Below are 17225 nucleotides of genomic sequence, written 5' to 3'. Positions count from 1 at the left end.
GTCGACGGCTCCGCTCGCCTCAGCGCCACCGGGCAGCCCCGCCGGCCAGGTCAGCCCCGCGGCCGCACCTGGCCGGCAGGAAGCACACCTTGCGGGCTGTCGAGCACGCCGCGAGCGAAGTTCGCACGAGTATCCCGACGTTCCTTGGCAGTTCGGGCCGTGCCCGAGTTCATGGGCGGAGAGGAACATCACGTCGTCGCGGTCGAACAGACGATCCACCAGCCCCAGCTTGGCCAGCGGCAGCCGAATCGCGTCTGTCTTTCCCTGATCGTCATACGCTCCGCCGGGTCACCATCGGCGACGAAACGCCTGGATCGGGGCAAGAGCCCGAAACCCACTGCAACGGATTGCCGCCCACCGCATCCCGACGGTCCATGTTCCACGGCCGGGCCCCGGAAATGTCCTCGCCACGCCCGACGTTGCCTGACCCGCAACGACGCAGGCGCTCTCCGAACACCTTGCCGATACGTTCCGGCGTCATGTCGGCCATGCCCCGGCTCTGGCCGATCAAGGTCGGCAGCCGTTCGAAAGGGTACTTGGCACGTGCTGCGCCTTGACGCCGATGGCGGGGGCGGCATGAACCGCCGCGCTGCTTTCCGCAGCGGCGGCGTTGGAAATGGATGGCGAAGCGCACGCCGCCAACGCCAAGCTGACGGCAGCCGCAATGGCCTGCCGGGTCTTGCCGGGCATGGGATGTTCTCCAGCCGCGGAGATCGGCCGCACGGCCACGGGCGGAACGATACGTTGCTTCAGTCGTCGATCCTTGAAGTACCAGTTCTTGCGGCACTTGATGGGGCGACAACCCTCGAGAAAGATGATCTCCTCGTCGTTTGGCAGCTCCTTCAACTCCTGCGGCAGCATCAGTGGGCGTCGCTCTTCCGTGTGGCTGTAGCTGGTGCCTTGCTTGCCGGTGCTGCGGGTGCGTCGCTTGACCGTGGTGTCACCAAGCATCTTGGAGTACTCCTCGGCATCGCGCTGCTCGCGCGGAGTGAACACGATGCTGGCGGCGTGGTTGGTGATGTAGGTGCGTGCCTCGTCCGCACCGTAGGTCGCGTCCAGCTGCGACAGGCTCTGGATGATCGACAGGTCACGAATGCCGTAACCGGCGGTGAGCGAAATCCGCTCGGACAACACATTGACCCGCCCCATCGCGGTGAACTCGTCCATCAGCAGCAGCATCTGGTATTTCAGCGCGGGATCATCCTGCGGGGTTTGCCGCAGGTTCTGTCCGATCACGGTGGAGAAAAAGATGTTGAGCAGCCGGCGCGCCTCGCCCAGCTTCTGCGGCGGAATCACCACATAGATGGTAATGGGGCGTCGACGCAGGACGTCCACGTCGAAATCGCAGGCATTGGTGGCTGCGGCCAGGATCGGGCTGAGGAACTGTTGCAGCGGCGCCTGGGTGGTGGCGATCACCGAGGCGAAGGTCTGTTCGGCCATGCCGGTCAGGCTGGTGAGGGCGGCTCGGGTGGTCGTGCTGACGAACGGTTCCTTGAGCCGCGCCTGCAGGAACGCCTTGAGCTCGCCGTCGTCGCCGGCGGAAAAGCGATAGATGCGCTCGAAGCTGGGGAAGGCGTCGTGCGTGTTGGGGTCGATGGGACGGCCGTCGGAACCGTGAAGATTCTGGCGAACCTTGTCGTCCCATGCCTCGAACAGGTACGAGCCAAACGCCACGAAGGCAGTGCGCGATTGCGACGTCCAGAACGGGTCCTGACCAGGCTCATCCGGATACAGGATCGCGCCGAGCGTCTGCAGTTCGCCCACGCGCACGCGCGGATCGGAGGACATCGCCATCAGCGGATTGAAGCGATGTGTACGGCCGTCCTCGGCATACGGCGCGAAGCGATAGATGGTTTGGCCGATGCCGGCGCGGTATCCGCTGGTGTGCTGGAACAACTCGCCCTTGAGATCCATGCAGACGATGGAATGCCGGTAAGTCAGCAGCACCGGAATCGCGATGGAGGTGGTCTTGCCGGTGCGCGTCGGCGCCGTCATGACGATGTGCCGCGTGCCGCCGAGATAAAGGTAATCACCGCCCGCCTTGCCGATGATGACGCCTTCGGGCGACGGCTTGAGCAGGCCGGCGCGAGCCAGGTCGCCGCGACTGGCAAAGCGCGCATCGCCATGGAAGGCCCTGGCGCGGGGCTTGAGGATCAACACCGCAACGATCGCCCACGACAGCAACGGCAAGCCGAAACCGAGGCCACCGGCCAACCGGATCTTGCCGGCAAACGGTTGCCAGTCCGGCTGGCCGAGTGCCTGCCAGTATTCGACATAGGTGGTGAAGTGCAGCGGCGCCGGCTGCCGGAGCAGCCACAGCGTGAGCAGGCCGCCGAGATAGAGTCCAACGGTCAGCGCCAACAGCAGCAGCGCGACGACTCCCGCAACCCTGGTTCGCAAGACACCCATCTCCCCCTCCTTCCCTGGATACGTGAGGTCGACGATCTTCGACGTCATGCGGCAAAGGTGTCAAGGCCGCTGATGTTCACCCGCGTCGGTGCAGATCGTCACGGCACACATCATTTGGCCATCCGTCTGCGTACCGCCAACAACGTTCTCAAGCCGCCCGTCGCGAAGCGGCGCCGCAGCTCTTCGACTGTCTGCGCGCCACAGCGGGGTGTAGGCGCATTCCGAAATCGAGACCGGCAAGAACCTCTCGCGTCGTAGGAGTCCTGCCGCCGCTCCCGGTGCCGCAAACCAGTGCACGGGCATTGCCGGCGTGCCGCATCAGGTTGATCGGAGAGGCGCAGGAAACAACATGAATCATGGGGTTTCAAGCACTTTTCCACAACGCCAAATTTGTTTGTTCACCACGGCGCGATCGATGTGAAAGTGAGGGTGACTACCTCGGAACAAGTGCGAGTCAGATCACATGAGGCAGGAAATTTTCCTAGGCGGATTCGGTTGACGACTCGCGGCTTGCTCTCGATCATGGCGACCGTTCGATCAGGGAAATCGAGATCTCGCCAGGCGCGCAGCTGCTTCACGCAGCCGCGATCCACGCCTGGCACCCGAGAAGTACAAGTGTTGCGTCGCCCGGCATCGGACCGGGTACGCAACTGACTCACGACATTGGACTGTTGGTGTACTCGACATGGTTTGCAGGGGAACCGGGAGCAATCCCTTTCCGGATTCAAGACGACTGAACGCGCAGACCGGCAACGGTCCGGGCCTGGCGCCGGCTTGCCCGTCGAAACATCGGCGACACCTCGCTGGCCATGTCCGGCCAGCGTCCGCACTGATCTCCGGGGTTGAAGTGAAAGAAAAGATTTCCAACCGAACGGCGCTCGGCGGGCTGCTGCTCGCCACCACGCTCCTCGTTGCCTGTGGCACCCCGCCTGCGAAGGACTTCGGCGGCTCGTGGCGCCCGGTCAACCGGTATCGCTCCGTGCCCACCGAGATACCGTTGCATCCGCAGTACACCTTTTTCGCCGCGCCCATCGACGGCACGCTGAAGGCGATGCTCACGCGCTGGGCGACCGACACGAACCGCACGCTGCGCTACGAGCTGAACTACGACGTCACGTTGTACACGCCCGTGGCGACGATTCGCACCGCCGACCTGGAAGCCGCCGTCTCCAGGCTCAGCGGCATCTACGCCGCGCAGGGCGTCCAGGTCAGCATCGGGCCGGGCGAGATCGTCGTGCGCTCGACCAACCGCCCGTCGCCTTCCGTGCCGACAGCATCGAACGACAACTCCAAGACCGGAAGCGCCCTGCCATGAATCCCAGGCATCCCGCCCTCGCCCCGCATGGGGTTCCTTGCTGATGGCAGGGAAGAAGACATCCGGCACCGCGATCGAACGCAGTGTGGCGCAATCGACCCGGTTCGAACTGACCATTTCCGAGCTGGCGCAACGCAGCGAGCGTCGAGCGTGGTGGGTGGCCTGGACAGCCGTTGCGCTGGTGCTGGTCCTCTCCGGCGGCTACTACTTCATGCTGCCGCTCAAGCAGAAAGTTCCCTATCTGGTAATGGCCGATGCCTACACCGGCACCGCCACGGTAGCGCGGCTGGACGGCGACTTCGCCATGCGCGGGATCACCACGCGCGAAGCGGTCAACCGCAGCAACGTGGCGCATTTCGTGCTGGCGCGCGAGTCGTACGACCTGGAGCTGGTCAACCTGCGCGACTGGAAGACGGTGCAGACGATGGCAGCAGCCGGCGTCAAGGCGCCCTACGTGCAGCTGTTCGCCAACAGCAATCCAGACAGCCTCATCAAGCAGTTCGGCAAGGACCAGGCGATCCGCATCAAGCTGCTGAGCATCCAGCTGGTCGGCGGCGGCCCCGGCAAGACGCCGCGCGGCGCCACCGTGCGGTTCCAGCGCAGCCTCTACAACAAGCAGAACGGGGCGACCCGTCCGCTGGACAACAAGATCGCCACCATCGCCTTCACCTACAAGCAAAACCTGGAGATGGACGATCAGAGCCGGATCGAGAACCCGCTGGGCTTCTGGGTCACCAGCTACCGGGTGGACGACGACTACGCCACCGCGCCGCCGCCGGAGGTGTCCGTACCGCCGATGATGACGCAGCCGGCACCGGCCATGGCCGCCACGCCCGCGCCTGCACCGACACCACCGGCTGCCGCTGCCACCGACACTCTCCCTGGAGCAGGTTCCCGATGAACCGAACAAGCATCTGGTGGCTCGGCGCCGCCCTGTGCACCACTGCTGCTGCCGCCCACTCGCAAGGCGCGGAGCAGGTGCTGACCCATTACGAGTACGCCGCCGACGCAATCTATCCGGTGCGCACCGGCCTGGGCATCACCACCCAGATCGAGTTGAGCCCGAGCGAGAAGATCCTCGACTACAGCACCGGCTTCAGCAGCGGCTGGGACCTCACGCGTCGGGAGAACGTGTTCTACCTGAAACCGCGGAACGTGGACGTGGACACCAACATGATGGTGCGCACTGCCACGCATTCGTACATCTTCGAACTGAAGGTGGTGGCAACGGACTGGAAAACCCTCGCCGAGGCGCGGCGCGACGGCGTGCAGTACAAGGTCACTTTCACCTACCCGGCCGACACCAGTTTCTCCCACGAGAAGAAGCAGCAGCTGCGGACACTCGCACAAAACAGCAGCCTGCTGCCCGGCCGCAGCTACAACTTCGACTACGACTACGCCACCAGGAGCAAGGCCGCCCCGTGGCTGGTGCCGGTCAACGCCTACGACGACGGCCGCTTCACCTATCTCAAGATGAGCGACCTCAAACAGTTCCCCAGCGGCGATTTCCCCGCCGTGTACATGCGCGAGCAGGCGCACGGTGAGGACTCGCTGGTGAACACCACTGTCGAGGGCGACACCATCATCGTCCACGGCACCTACAACTATCTGGTCATTCGCCACGGCAACGACGTCGTGGGCCTGCGCAGGAACACGCCCCAGTGAACAACCACCAGCATCCCGGCGACGAGGGCGCCGACGGCGAGCACGCCGGCGGCATGCACGAAAGCCGCGAGCCGCTCGTCGGCAATCCCTACGCCAGCCACATCCAGCGCGGCCACGAGCCTGACCTCGATGCCAACGTGCCGCAGCTGCGCGCGATCGAGCTGCGCCGGATGAACCGGCGGGCCTTGCTGCTGCTGGGCGCGGTGGTCCTGCTGCTGATGTTCGTCGCCTACTGGATGTTCACCAGCGCAGGCAGCCGCCGCGAGCAACCGAAACCGCACGAAGAGAAAGTCACCGTCGCCGAGGCCCCGAATACGCTTCGCGTACCGCAATTGCCGCCTTCCCCTGCGGTGCGCAGCCAGCCGCCGACGCCGCCCATTCCGGTATTGCCCACCAGCCCGGCCCCGCCGCTCCCCACCACGACCGTGCAGCCACCGCTGACACGCGGCCCCACCCTGCTGCAACGACGCATCGCCGCCAGCGGTGCGGTGAGCGAGGACCCGCCTGCCAATACGCAAGGTCTGCCGGGTGGTGCCGATGCGCGGCTGCCCACCGGCGAGCGGACGGGCCCGACCAGCGCCCAGGCCCTGCCCCACGCCGACACCCTGATGCAGCGCGGCACCTATATTCGCTGCGTGCTCGAAACGCGCATCGTTTCCGACGTGCCGGGCTTCTCCACCTGCCTGGTCACCGAGCCGGTGTACTCGTTCAATGGTCACACGCTGCTGCTGCCCAAGGGGTCGAAGCTGCTCGGTTCGTACAGCCACAAGCCGACCGGCAACCGCATGGAAGTGGTGTGGGATCGCATCATCACGCCCACCGGGATCGACGTGAACATGGCGAGCCCCGGCATGGACAACCTGGGCGGCGCCGGCCTGCCCGGCCATTACGACGCCCACTGGGGCCAGCGTGTCAGCTCGGCGCTGCTGATCAGCCTGCTCAGCGACGCGTTCAAGTACGAAGCCGCCGAACACGGTCCGCGCAACAGCACCATCGGCAACGGCTTCGTCACCCAGACCCCATTCGAAAGCAATACCGCGCAAACCGTGCAGCAACTGGCCGACCAGGCCGTGCGTGAAGCGGCCAACCGTCGCCCCACGGTCACCATCAACCAGGGCACCGTCATCTACGTCTACGTCGCCAAGGACGTGGATTTCAGCGGCGTGGTTGCCCGCTTCTGAATGTCCTGATCCAACGACTACCGACGCCATGGACGACGTGAACGCACAGGTTTCCAGCGATTTCCTCGACTACCAGTACGAGGTGCTGGGTGTGCGTGAGCACATGGCCAGCGCCGAGGTCACCGAGATCTGCATCAACCGGCCGGGCGAGATCTACGTCGAAAACCGCCAGGGCTGGCAGCGCATCGAGGTGCCCTCGCTGACGTTCGAGCGCGCGCGGCAGTTCTGCACGGCGGTGATCAACGAGAGCAACACCGGCCAGCGCATCACCGACATCGACCCGGTCGTCTCGCTGACCTTTCCCACCGGGCAGCGCGCACAGCTCGTGATACCCCCCGCATGCGAGGCCGACCGCGTCTCGATCACCATCCGCCTCCCCTCGCGGCAGCGCCGGACCCTGGCGCAATACGAAAGCGACGGCTTCTTCGACAAGGTCGTGGAAGTGGACCACGGCCTCAACGAGCAGGACAGCGAACTGCTGGAACTGCGCAGCGCGCGCAACTATGCGGAGTTCTTCCGCAAGGCCGTGCTGAACAAGAAGAACATCGTCGTCGCCGGCGCCACCGGCAGCGGCAAGACCACGTTCATGAAATCGCTGGTCAACCACATCCCCGACGACGAGCGCCTGGTCACCATCGAGGACGCGCGCGAGCTGTTCATCGACCAGCCCAACGTGGTGCACCTGCTGTACTCCAAGGGCGGCCAGAGCACCAGCCACGTCACCGCCAAGAGCTGCATGGAAGCATGCCTGCGCATGAAGCCCGACCGCATCATCCTGGCCGAGCTGCGCGGCGACGAGTCGTTCTACTTCATCCGCAACTGCGCCTCCGGCCACCCCGGCTCGATCACCAGCTGCCACGCCGGCAGCACCCGGCAAACCTGGGATCAGCTCGCGCTGATGGTCAAGGCATCCACCGAAGGCGCGGGTCTCGAGTTCAACACCATCAAGCGCCTGCTGAAGATGACCATCGACATCGTGGTGCACATCAGCGCGCACGCCGGCAGCCGCCACATCACCGGCATCGACTTCAACCCGCAACGTGAAGCCGCGGAATCCTGATGCTGCCCGGGATGGAAATGCTGGCCTGCCCCAACCTGGCCGTGTCGCCTCAGGTGATGCAGCACATCGTGCAGGTCGAGTCCGGCGCCAATCCCTATGCGATCGGCGTCGTCGGCGGCAAGCTCGCGCGCCAGCCGCACAGCATGGAAGAGGCCCTGGCGACCGCACGCATGCTGGAAAGCCGTGGCTACAACTTCTCCGTCGGCATTGCCCAGGTCAACCGCGCCAACCTGGGCCGCTACGGACTGGATTCCTACCGCAAGGCCTTCAGCGCGTGCGACAACCTGGCCGCGGGCGCGCAGATCCTCGCCCGCTGCCACGACAGCGCCCATGGCGACTGGGGCAAGGCCTTCAGCTGTTACTACTCCGGCAACTTCACCACCGGCTTCCGCGACGGCTACGTGCAGAAGGTATATGCCTCGATGAACCGCGTGGCCGAAGCCCGACTGGCGACCACGACACCCGTTCCCGAAGTCGCGGCCATTGCGCCGACACGCGCGCCATCCCCCGCAGAAATCGTCGCCGGCAGAAGCGCCGTACCGCCGCTTGTGGTCTATTCCGGTGACAACGCCAACTATCGGATCGCACTGCGCAGCGTGCCGATGGCAGCCGTCACGAAGGAACCCGCATCACGGCCGAACCCGGTCACGCCACGCGATATCGGCGGCGAAGCTGCGTCCGCTGCGGCAGTCTCCACGGCGGGCTTCTCCGGCGCCAGCGCAGACCCTGCCGTCCTGCCGCAGCACAGCGTTGCGCCCTCTTCACCCTCGACCGCCCCTGCCCGCCAGCCTGCCCCGCCCGGGCTCGCCGGCACGACCACCGGCGGCGTGTTCGAACCGCAGGTGCGCGGCCCCGGTGACCCGGCTGTGGCGTCAGCCGTGCCGGCTGCAGGCACACCCGCCCCACGGCACGACCGCGCCGACTTGCGCATGGAGCAGCGCGATGCCGCCTTTGTCTTCTGATGCCATCCGCAGGCGCAGCACCGCAGCGAGTCGTGCCATTAACACCATGCCCCGCCGCAATGGCGACGGCGCATCGCCCCCTTTCGCATCACCAACACCACCGCACAACTCTTCCGGCCGCATCCCGCGGCCAGCTCCCGGCAGTCATCCCGCGATGACCGCATTCCACCGCAACTCCCGACAAGGAACCCCGTGATGGCCAACACCTCCCTCGGCAACGAAAGCATCCTCACCTCCTCGCGCACGCGCTGGTTCACGTTCCTCTCTGTGGCCATGCTGCTGGCGTTGGTCCTGCCCAACCTCGCGCTCGCGCAGGATGCCACCGGCACGATTGATACCACCTGCAAGTTCGCCACCAACATCAACATGATCCTCAACGCGATCTCGGTCGTGGTGGTGACGATCGCCATCGTGTTCTCCGGTTACCAGATCGCCTTTGCCCACAAGCGCATCGGCGATGTCGCCCCGGTGCTGATCGGTGCGGTGCTGATCGGCGCGGCGGGCCAGATCGCAAAGATGTTCCTCGCCGGCAGCACGACCGACGCCGGCGCCACGCAGTGCACCGCCAGCGTGCTCGTCCACGCGCTCCACTTCTATGCATAAAAACGCGCTGTTTCGCGGTTGCACCCGCCCGCCCATGTTCATGGGCGTGCCTTACGTGCCGTTCTTCATGGCGGCGGGCGGGTGCTTTCTCGTGGCGGTGTACACCAACTTCCTCTACCTGTTGCTGCTGCCGCTGATCATCTTCGTGATGCGCCAGATGGCACGGCGCGACGAAATGATTTTTCGTCTGCTGGGGCTGCGCCTGCAGTTCCGTGCCCGGATGAGGAACATCGGCGGCAACGATGGCATGTGGGTGTTCACTCCCAACCACCATCGCGGCCAACACAACGACAAACAGTGATGTGACGCGAACGCCGCCGCCGTCGTGCCGCGGAGTTCGCCGGACCAGGACTCATGCCCAAGCCAAAACCCGTATTCATGCCGGACACGCCCATCGCCGAGTTCCTGCCCCTGTCGACGCACGTGTCACCGACCGTGCTCAAGACCACGGGCGGCGATTTCCTGCTGGTGTGGCGCCTGGGCGGGCTGCCCTTCGTGGGGCGCGAGGAATGGGAGATCGAGCACCGCCACAACACCTTCAATCGGCTGCTGCAAACCCTGCGCGCGCCCGACTTCGTCAACGTGGCGTTCTGGGTCCACGACGTGCGCCGGCGCCGGCGCCTGGATGACTGTAGCCGCTTCGTGCAGCCCTTCAACCAGGATCTGTCCGATACCTATTACAAGGGCTTGTCCGCGCAAAAGCTGATGCAGAACGAGCTGTATCTGACTCTGATGTACCGTCCCATCGTCAGCGGCAGGCGCTTCGTGGAGAAGTCGGCCGATCTCGCCCGCCTGGAGTCCGAACAGCGCGACGCGGTGAACACCGTGCTCGAACTGGCCGGAAACCTGGAAGCCGTGCTGAAGGATTACGCACCCAGCCGACTGGGCATGTACGAAGCGGCCAACGGCGTCGTGTTCTCCGAGGCGCTGGAGTTGTACGGCTACCTGCTCAACCGCATCGACGAACCGGTGCCCGTGCTCAGCGCCCCCGTGTTCGACTACCTGCCGGTCAGCAAGCAGCGCTTCTCGGCCAAAACCGGCGACTACGTGATCACCACGCCCGACGGCATCAATCACTTCGGCGCCATCCTCAACATCAAGGAATACACCGACGGGACCTACCCGGGCATCCTCAACAGCCTGAAGTACCTCGATTTCGAATACGTCATCACCCATTCCTTCAGCCCCATGGGCCGGCAGGATGCACTCAAGGCGCTGGATCGCACCAAGGGCATGATGATCTCTTCCGGCGACAAGGCCTTCAGCCAGATCGCCGAGCTCGACCAAGCCATGGATCAGCTTGCCTCCGGCAATTTCGTGCTGGGCGAGTACCACTTCTCCATGGCCATCTATGCCGCCAGCCAGGAAGCGCTGTCGCAGCAGATCGCCAGCACCCGTGCCGAGTTGTCGAACGCGGGATTCGTCTCGGTCAAGGAGGATCTGGCCGTCACCGCGGCGTTCTACGCCCAGTTCCCGGGCAACTGGAAATACCGCACGCGCCTGGCCAACGTCAGCTCGCTCAATTTCCTCGGCCTGTCGCCGCTGCACAACTTCGCCACCGGCAAGAAGGAGAACAACCCCTGGGGCGACTGCGTCACCACCCTGCAGACCACCAACGGGCAGGCGTATCACTTCAATTTCCACGCCACCCATCCGGCGGAGAACTCCCTCGGCGAGAAGGCCATCGCCAACACCATGGTCATCGGCAAGTCCGGCACGGGCAAGACCGCGTTGATCAACTTCCTGCTGAGCCAGGTGCAGAAATTGCAGCCTTCGCCCACGATTTTCTTCTTCGACAAGGATCGCGGTGCCGAGATCTTCGTTCGCGCCTGCGGCGGCAACTACCTCGCACTCGAAAACGGCAAGCCCACCGGCTTCAATCCTTTCCACTGCGAACGCAAAGAAACCAACGTGCAGTTCCTGGCCGATCTGGTCAAGGTGATGGCCGGCAAGAGCGTCTACAGCTCGCGCGAGGAAGAGGACATCTTCCGCGCCGTGGAGAACATGCTCGATACGCCCATGCATCTTCGCACGCTGACCAACTTCCAGAAGAGCCTGCCCAACATGGGCGACGACGGCCTGTTCATCCGCATGCGCAAGTGGACGGCAGGCAATTCGCTGGGTTGGGTATTCGACAACCCGGTCGACACCATCGACCTCGAGAAAGCCAACATCATCGGCTTCGACTACACCGCGCTGATCGACAATCCCGAAGCACGAGTGCCGGTCATCAACTATCTGCTGCACAGGCTGGAGGCGCTGATCGACGGGCGCCCGCTGATCTACGTGATGGACGAATTCTGGAAGATCCTCGACGGCAAGGGCGGCCTCAAGGAGTTCGCAAAAAACAAGCAGAAGACGATCCGCAAGCAGAACGGCCTGGGCATCTTCGCCACGCAAAGCCCCGAGGACGCGCTGGCCAGCGACATCGCCGCGGCGCTGATCGAGCAGACCGCCACGATGATCCTGCTGCCCAACCCGAACGCCAGTCGCGAGGATTACGTCGACGGCTTGAAACTGACCGACGCCGAATACCAGGTCGTCGTGAGCCTGGACGAGCGTTCACGTTGCTTCCTGGTCAAGCAGGGCCACGCCACCGCGGTGTGCCAGCTGAACCTGCGCGGCATGGACGATGCCCTCGCCGTCATTTCCGCATCCACCGACAACATCGAGATCATGCACGAGGTGCTTCAGCAGCGGGCAGAAGCCGAGGGCATCGGCGTCGACGCCCTGCGCCCCGAACAGTGGCTCACCCAGTTCTACGAAAACCGCAGGGGCAGCGGCAAGCAAAAGCCCACCCAACCGACCCCGCGCAGCCCGCGCGTGGCGGCTCGCTAAGCGACCCAGCTCCACCACCCCGAGGAGTCCGTCATGCAAAAGACAATCCCAGCCAAATCAAAGTCCCGCATGCTACGAGGCGCAAAAACATTGGTTGCCGTGTCGCTGGCTTGCGCGGCGTATGCGAGCGGGGCAAGCGCACAGGTGCTGGTCCACGACCAAGGCGTTATTACAAGTAATCAGGAAGGCTTCAAGTCCCAGCTAGCCAAAACGATTTCCCAGTACGAAAAACAAATCCAACAATACAAAACACAACTCGACCAGTACACCACCCAACTTCAGCAATACGAACAAATGCTGACCAGCATCCAGAACATCCCCAACAGCGTGTCGCTGTCGTCCAATCAACTGGAGCACGTCACCAATACCGATGCGCTCATCCGGGGCAAATGCTCCGGTACTTCCGGCGTTGGGGGGCTGGTCAGCACCCTGATGAATAGCATGTCCTCGTTGATGAGCCAGTCCATTACCCAGACTCAACAGGTGCTCTGTGGGCAAATCGTCACCACCCAGATCAAAAAATACAACGAGACCGTCGACATGCTGAACCAGCTGCACAACAAATATGGCGATAATCTTCAGCAGCTTGAAAGTTCGTTCCAACGGGTCAAAAGTCTGGGGGACACCGACAGCGTTACCGCGCAAGCCCAGAAGTACAGCGATGGGCTTGCCACTGAAATGAGCAACTGGCAAGCCCGCATGAAAGCCGACGATGCCGTAATCGAAACCCTGCAAAACCAGCAAAGCATCCTCGGTCACGTCGCGTTGAACGGAAGCAGCACTCCACTCGGAAATGTCATCCAAGCCACGACCTTTGCAGCAGCCTTCCACTGAGTCGCACGCAAACAGCCGGTAATCGAGGCGCGAGCGCCTCACTAAATCGAACAGGGAACGGCCACGATGGGTTTCGTCTACTTCGCACTGATCTACAAATGGCTGAGCGATCAGATCGATGGCTTCGGGATGACCCTGATGGCTACATTCATGACGTGGGCCAGCGCTATTGCATTGGTGCTCGTCACCCTTTGGATCATGATCCAGGGCTACCGTATGATCACAGGCCAGTCGCGCGACTCCATGATGGCCTTGGTCATGAGCATGACCCGCATCGCCATCATCGTGACCGTCGCTACCACCATGAGCATCTTCGGAACCAACCTGCTCTCGCTTTTTACCAACGACCTGAGTAACGGCATCAACCAAATGTTTACCGGCGACAACACGTCAGTGGCACAAACCATCGACGACAACCTGGCGTGGACCCAACTGGCGCTTGCTGCGATTGATACGGTGCAAGTCGCCCCGGGCGACACCGAGACCGTCGATCAGAAGAACCACGCGCTGCTGATCGCCGGCCTCGGCACCTCCAGCGCGCCAATGGCCGCCGCCGCCATGCTGTTGCTGTACAAGTTCGCCCTCGCCCTCTTCATCGGCTTGGGTCCATTGTTCATTCTTTGCCTGATCTTCGAGCAGACCAAGTCGCTATTTCAACGATGGCTGCTCTACGGCATAGGCACCATCTTCTCTATGGCTGTGCTGGCCTTCGTCAGCTCGCTGGCGCTGCAACTGTCCTTGCGCGTAGCCGCAGCACTATGGAGCGCCAACATCATCAACACCATCACCGGCCAAGGTGCGGAAGGTTTCTCGACCCAGGCGCTTGAACAAGGCGGCGTCGGCCTGCTGCTGACGGTGCTTATTATTTCCGTGCCGCCGATGGCGGCGATGTTCTTCCAGGGGACGCTGGGCAACTTCATGCCCTATGCCGCCGTCGGCGCCGGCGCCGCCTCACGCCCCGGACCGCAGGGGCAGCCGCCGGGCTCATATGGGTATGGCGGATCGCCGCAGCTAAATATCGCTCAATCCAGCTCCAATCAGGTCTCGTCTGGGGGGTTTAATGTTGGGCGCATGGCAGGCCAAGCAACCCCTGCCCAAGCCGATGTCAAAAAGATAAGACCCGGCTGACGGGTGGAGCTGAAATATGAAACTGACACTTTCGTGTTGGCCGCTGCTCGCTCTCTTGATGCTTGTGACCGGTTTCGTGCACGCCGAAGGAGTGTGTCCGCCAGGCATGTTTCCCACCAATCCGCCCGGGACACAGGGTCCTGTGGGTTGCGCACCCATGCCGGGGTACAACAACAACCAGCAGCAGAGGCAATTTAGGCCACCACCGCCTCAATGGGAGACTCGCTGGGGAGCAATTGCGACCTATGAGCAAAATGGCAGTCTGGGAACAGCAACTGACATGCCGAGTCAATCCAGTGCAGAGAACTTAGCGTTGGCTAGCTGCCAAGCGAAACATGGATCAATCTGCAAAATCCAGCTTTCATACAGCAACGGCTGCGCAGCGATGATGGTCGGTAACAGGGTTTACAACACGAACGCCGGCATCACGGTGGATGACGCGATTGAGAAGGGTCTGAAAATGTGCGCGGACGCCAAGGATGCGCAATGTCACGTCTACTACACAGGATGCAGCTTACCGGTACGGATTCAATAGCTCTCTGTCGCATTCCAGAGCTCCTTGCCGGAGCCCATCACCCCAAGTCCGGAGGTATGCCATGAAACTGCGCCCCCTGTTCACCGCCGCCACGCTCGGCGTCGCCGGCCTGACTCTCGCGCCCACTCACGCCCAGAGCGTCGACCCCTGCGCCGTCTACACCTGCATGGCCGGCATCTCCGGCTCCGGAACCAGCGGCGGCCCGGCCTGCGCGCCCGCCACCTCCTACTTCTTTAGTCTGGTCGTGTTCGATCCCTACTTCGACGCACCCGCCACCGCCCAACTGCGTCGGCAGTACCTGATGACCTGCCCCGGCGCGCAGGTCGCCACCAACGCCGCCGTTCTGCAGGCGATCATCGCCCAGTGGGGTTATGTGCCGTAGGGTGTGCGCCGGTTCTTCATCCCACTGCAACCCTCCACGGCGGGTTGCTCTGTCCGCACATCAAGCTGACATTCCCATCATGCCGACCCGCCTGCCTTCCGCCTTGCTCCTGTCCCTGGTCTTGACCATTTCCGCCTGTGGCGCATCCATGAAAAATCCCGACATCAAGCAGAACCCACATCCGACGAAGCGCTACGAGATTACCGTGACGGTGGACGGGGCGCCGAGACCGTTTGATTCGGTCCAGGCTGCCGCGGGCTATGACATTGCAAACACCCGCTGCGTACCGTTGACGTCTGGCAGCGGAGCCACCATTGCACCGGAAAAATCCGTTCCGATTGCGTTGACCCGCACCGCCGACAACGTCTACAAGGGCATGGTCTACGTCGACCTGTTGCAGGACGAGGACTACTACGGGCTGGGGGTTTGTCATTGGAAAATGACCTCGGTCTCTGCCGATCTCAACATTCGAAGACTCACCATGTCTCCATTTCTTGCTCTGGATGATGTGCTGACGCAAAAACCAGTCACCCGATATTTTTCATATCGCTCATACGCCTCATCCCTTTCTGAACGGGTTGACAGTGGCCATGCCAGTCGCGCGGATTTTGGCGATGAAGCAAGTCAAACATTCTCGATCACCCTCGCCGCCAAGGAGGACTCACCATGAGTCTCCAGCCGACTGACTACGCGCTCCTGAGCCAGGCGTCCTACAGCGATCCTGAAGTGGAGGCTCGTGGCCCTTCTGGCGTGAAGTACAAGAGAATTGAGCTTGACGGCAAGTGGTACCGCCCCATTGCCCACGCGGACAACCCGAGCACCGGCTTCCAGGCCACAGCTTACGAACGCCTGGACAGCTCCCACGAAGTGGTGATCGCCTATCGCGGCACCGAATTCGATCGCGAACCACGACAGGATGGGAAGGCTGATGTGGCCATGGCGGTCGACAACGTCAATCCGCAGATTCCTGATGCGATGGCCTTCACCAGACAAGTTGTGGATCTGGCCAAGAGCAATGCTGACTATGGCCACTATCCCCTCAACGTTACCGTCACCGGCCACTCCCTGGGCGGCACGCTTACCGAGATTGCCGCGTGCGAATACAAGCTGCGCGGGGCCACGTTCAACGCCTATGGCGCCGCCGGTCTGATGCCGGGTATTCCTGAGGGTGGTAGCGACGTGATCGACTATGTTCGAGCGACCGATGTGGTGAGTGCGGCCAGCCGTCATTACGGTACGGTGCACGAGTATGCAACGCAGGCAGACATTGATGCGCTGGCCAGACATGGCTACCACGACAGCGTCGTACTCAACGCGCTCACGCCGCACGCGCCCGTCCTGGGGAGAATCCAGGGCGACGCTCATGCCATCGACAATTTGGTGCCGGACAGCAAGCTCCTGGGCCATTCGATCATCTCGCCGGAAAACGAGAAGCTTGCCCAGGCGCATCACGCCATGATCGATCAATATCGCAGCGAGATCCGGACCGCCCGCAATGTCGTCTTTCTTGGCTATCAAACGCAGAAACCGCTCATTGAAGGCGCCGCGCTGACCATTCGCGCCGGTGAATACGCCGGGCGCGAAGCGGTGCAAGCCTATGATGCCGCTCGCTCCACCGTCGTGCAGGGCATCCACGCCGGCGAGCACGCGGCGTACCAGGCGTATGACGCGGCACGAGATGGTCTCGTCGCGGGCGCGCACGCCACCGAACGCGCCCTGTCGCAAGCGGCGCAGGTGACTGAACACGCGGCGGAAGCCGCTGCCGAAGCTGCCGCCCGTCGGGCATCCCAAGCATTCGACGCCCTCGGTAGCTGGTTCGCGCACGAGACCCCGCCGATTCCCACCGTGTCGGCACCGGCTTCGGCCTCGGCCACGACGTCACCAGCGACACCGGTCACGCTGGATCAACCGGCCCACCCCGATCACACCCTGTTCCGCCAGGCCCAGGCTTGCGTACACCGGATCGATGCGCACATCGGCCGCACGCCCGACCAGCACAGCGACAACCTCGCCGGTGCGTTGACGGTGGCCGCAAAAGCCAAGGGCATGTCGCGCATCGATGCGGTGGGCGTGCAGCCGGACGGTGAGCGAGCCAGCGCCGCACAGCATCACGTCGGCTACAGCACCTATGCCGATGTCGCCACCTTGACAGCGATCCATACCCCGCTGGCAGAGAGCAGCGCCGCTGCACTGGCGATGCCCGCACCGGCGGTGAAGAACCCGTATGCCGAAGCGCCGCAGCCGCAACAAACCATGCACGGCCCTGCGCCGGGGTTGCACTGAGCCATGATGCTGCTATCGCCCGTTGCCGCG

The 17225-nt window shown here is 63.3% G+C and carries 17 protein-coding genes; 15 read left to right on the top strand and 2 right to left on the bottom strand.

Going from position 1 to position 17225, the window contains the following annotated elements; all coding sequences use genetic code 11:
• Nucleotides 1–271: 271 nt before the first annotated feature.
• Complete coding sequence (locus tag ACFCQI_RS14165; protein WP_395117715.1) at nt 272–490, bottom strand: hypothetical protein; 219 nt, start codon at nt 488–490, stop codon at nt 272–274.
• Nucleotides 491–507: 17 nt separating this feature from the next.
• Nucleotides 508–2409, bottom strand: a complete 1902-nt coding sequence (locus ACFCQI_RS14160; RefSeq protein ID WP_395117713.1) for a type IV secretory system conjugative DNA transfer family protein — start codon at nt 2407–2409, stop codon at nt 508–510.
• An 847-nt stretch (nt 2410–3256) separates the two neighbouring features.
• Between ACFCQI_RS14160 and ACFCQI_RS14155 the strand changes: the two genes are divergently transcribed.
• The 15 genes from ACFCQI_RS14155 (at nt 3257) to ACFCQI_RS14085 (ending at nt 17195) form a co-directional block, all read left to right on the top strand.
• Nucleotides 3257–3724: a hypothetical protein gene (locus tag ACFCQI_RS14155; protein WP_395117711.1), complete on the top strand. Its 468-nt coding sequence runs from the start codon at nt 3257–3259 to the stop codon at nt 3722–3724.
• Between the two features lie 43 nt (nt 3725–3767).
• Nucleotides 3768–4625, top strand: coding sequence for a virB8 family protein (locus ACFCQI_RS14150; RefSeq protein ID WP_395117709.1), 858 nt, complete (start codon nt 3768–3770; stop codon nt 4623–4625).
• On the top strand, nt 4622–5389 hold the full coding sequence (locus tag ACFCQI_RS14145) for a TrbG/VirB9 family P-type conjugative transfer protein (RefSeq protein ID WP_395117707.1): 768 nt from the start codon (nt 4622–4624) through the stop codon (nt 5387–5389). Before ACFCQI_RS14150 ends, ACFCQI_RS14145 begins: the two co-directional genes overlap by 4 nt.
• A 53-nt stretch (nt 5390–5442) precedes the next feature.
• Nucleotides 5443–6570, top strand: coding sequence for a TrbI/VirB10 family protein (locus tag ACFCQI_RS14140; RefSeq protein WP_395121369.1), 1128 nt, complete (start codon nt 5443–5445; stop codon nt 6568–6570).
• Nucleotides 6571–6598: 28 nt separating this feature from the next.
• Nucleotides 6599–7630 (top strand): P-type DNA transfer ATPase VirB11, encoded by a 1032-nt coding sequence (gene virB11 / locus ACFCQI_RS14135; RefSeq protein ID WP_395117705.1) that lies wholly within the window; start codon nt 6599–6601, stop codon nt 7628–7630.
• An 11-nt stretch (nt 7631–7641) separates the two neighbouring features.
• Entirely contained in the window at nt 7642–8592 is a 951-nt protein-coding gene (locus ACFCQI_RS14130; protein ID WP_395117703.1) for a transglycosylase SLT domain-containing protein, read from the top strand.
• A gap of 195 nt (nt 8593–8787) precedes the next feature.
• Complete coding sequence (locus tag ACFCQI_RS14125; RefSeq protein ID WP_395121368.1) at nt 8788–9195, top strand: TrbC/VirB2 family protein; 408 nt, start codon at nt 8788–8790, stop codon at nt 9193–9195.
• Nucleotides 9188–9496, top strand: coding sequence for a type IV secretion system protein VirB3 (locus ACFCQI_RS14120; RefSeq protein ID WP_395117701.1), 309 nt, complete (start codon nt 9188–9190; stop codon nt 9494–9496). Before ACFCQI_RS14125 ends, ACFCQI_RS14120 begins: the two co-directional genes overlap by 8 nt.
• A gap of 53 nt (nt 9497–9549) precedes the next feature.
• Nucleotides 9550–12033: a VirB4 family type IV secretion/conjugal transfer ATPase gene (locus tag ACFCQI_RS14115; protein ID WP_395117699.1), complete on the top strand. Its 2484-nt coding sequence runs from the start codon at nt 9550–9552 to the stop codon at nt 12031–12033.
• 33 nt (nt 12034–12066) lie between these two features.
• Complete coding sequence (locus ACFCQI_RS14110) at nt 12067–12867, top strand: hypothetical protein (protein ID WP_395117697.1); 801 nt, start codon at nt 12067–12069, stop codon at nt 12865–12867.
• Nucleotides 12868–12933: 66 nt separating this feature from the next.
• Nucleotides 12934–13995: a type IV secretion system protein gene (locus tag ACFCQI_RS14105; protein ID WP_395117695.1), complete on the top strand. Its 1062-nt coding sequence runs from the start codon at nt 12934–12936 to the stop codon at nt 13993–13995.
• Between the two features lie 16 nt (nt 13996–14011).
• The gene (locus ACFCQI_RS14100) at nt 14012–14530 is read left to right on the top strand and encodes a DUF4189 domain-containing protein (RefSeq protein ID WP_395117693.1); all 519 of its coding nucleotides are present in this window, start codon (nt 14012–14014) and stop codon (nt 14528–14530) included.
• Nucleotides 14531–14591: 61 nt separating this feature from the next.
• The gene (locus ACFCQI_RS14095) at nt 14592–14912 is read left to right on the top strand and encodes a hypothetical protein (protein ID WP_395117691.1); all 321 of its coding nucleotides are present in this window, start codon (nt 14592–14594) and stop codon (nt 14910–14912) included.
• A gap of 79 nt (nt 14913–14991) precedes the next feature.
• Nucleotides 14992–15582, top strand: a complete 591-nt coding sequence (locus ACFCQI_RS14090; RefSeq protein WP_395117689.1) for a hypothetical protein — start codon at nt 14992–14994, stop codon at nt 15580–15582.
• Complete coding sequence (locus tag ACFCQI_RS14085; RefSeq protein WP_395117687.1) at nt 15579–17195, top strand: XVIPCD domain-containing protein; 1617 nt, start codon at nt 15579–15581, stop codon at nt 17193–17195. The genes ACFCQI_RS14090 and ACFCQI_RS14085 overlap by 4 nt, the downstream gene beginning before the upstream one ends.
• Nucleotides 17196–17225 lie beyond the last annotated feature (30 nt).

This window comes from Rhodanobacter sp. FW102-FHT14D06 (assembly GCF_043950705.1).
Classification (GTDB): domain Bacteria; phylum Pseudomonadota; class Gammaproteobacteria; order Xanthomonadales; family Rhodanobacteraceae; genus Rhodanobacter.
Note: the sequence above shows the minus strand (reverse complement) of the source record. Positions and strands in the feature narration are given on the sequence as shown.

Coding starts and splice junctions, on each gene's coding strand:
- ACFCQI_RS14165 (WP_395117715.1), bottom strand. CDS start 490: ATGGCCGACATGACGCCGGAACGTATCGGCAAGGTGTTCGGAGAGCGC.
- ACFCQI_RS14160 (WP_395117713.1), bottom strand. CDS start 2,409: ATGGGTGTCTTGCGAACCAGGGTTGCGGGAGTCGTCGCGCTGCTGCTG.
- ACFCQI_RS14150 (WP_395117709.1), top strand. CDS start 3,768: ATGGCAGGGAAGAAGACATCCGGCACCGCGATCGAACGCAGTGTGGCG.
- ACFCQI_RS14145 (WP_395117707.1), top strand. CDS start 4,622: ATGAACCGAACAAGCATCTGGTGGCTCGGCGCCGCCCTGTGCACCACT.
- ACFCQI_RS14140 (WP_395121369.1), top strand. CDS start 5,443: ATGCACGAAAGCCGCGAGCCGCTCGTCGGCAATCCCTACGCCAGCCAC.
- virB11 (WP_395117705.1), top strand. CDS start 6,599: ATGGACGACGTGAACGCACAGGTTTCCAGCGATTTCCTCGACTACCAG.
- ACFCQI_RS14130 (WP_395117703.1), top strand. CDS start 7,642: ATGGAAATGCTGGCCTGCCCCAACCTGGCCGTGTCGCCTCAGGTGATG.
- ACFCQI_RS14125 (WP_395121368.1), top strand. CDS start 8,788: ATGGCCAACACCTCCCTCGGCAACGAAAGCATCCTCACCTCCTCGCGC.
- ACFCQI_RS14120 (WP_395117701.1), top strand. CDS start 9,188: ATGCATAAAAACGCGCTGTTTCGCGGTTGCACCCGCCCGCCCATGTTC.
- ACFCQI_RS14115 (WP_395117699.1), top strand. CDS start 9,550: ATGCCCAAGCCAAAACCCGTATTCATGCCGGACACGCCCATCGCCGAG.
- ACFCQI_RS14110 (WP_395117697.1), top strand. CDS start 12,067: ATGCAAAAGACAATCCCAGCCAAATCAAAGTCCCGCATGCTACGAGGC.
- ACFCQI_RS14105 (WP_395117695.1), top strand. CDS start 12,934: ATGGGTTTCGTCTACTTCGCACTGATCTACAAATGGCTGAGCGATCAG.
- ACFCQI_RS14100 (WP_395117693.1), top strand. CDS start 14,012: ATGAAACTGACACTTTCGTGTTGGCCGCTGCTCGCTCTCTTGATGCTT.
- ACFCQI_RS14095 (WP_395117691.1), top strand. CDS start 14,592: ATGAAACTGCGCCCCCTGTTCACCGCCGCCACGCTCGGCGTCGCCGGC.
- ACFCQI_RS14090 (WP_395117689.1), top strand. CDS start 14,992: ATGCCGACCCGCCTGCCTTCCGCCTTGCTCCTGTCCCTGGTCTTGACC.
- ACFCQI_RS14085 (WP_395117687.1), top strand. CDS start 15,579: ATGAGTCTCCAGCCGACTGACTACGCGCTCCTGAGCCAGGCGTCCTAC.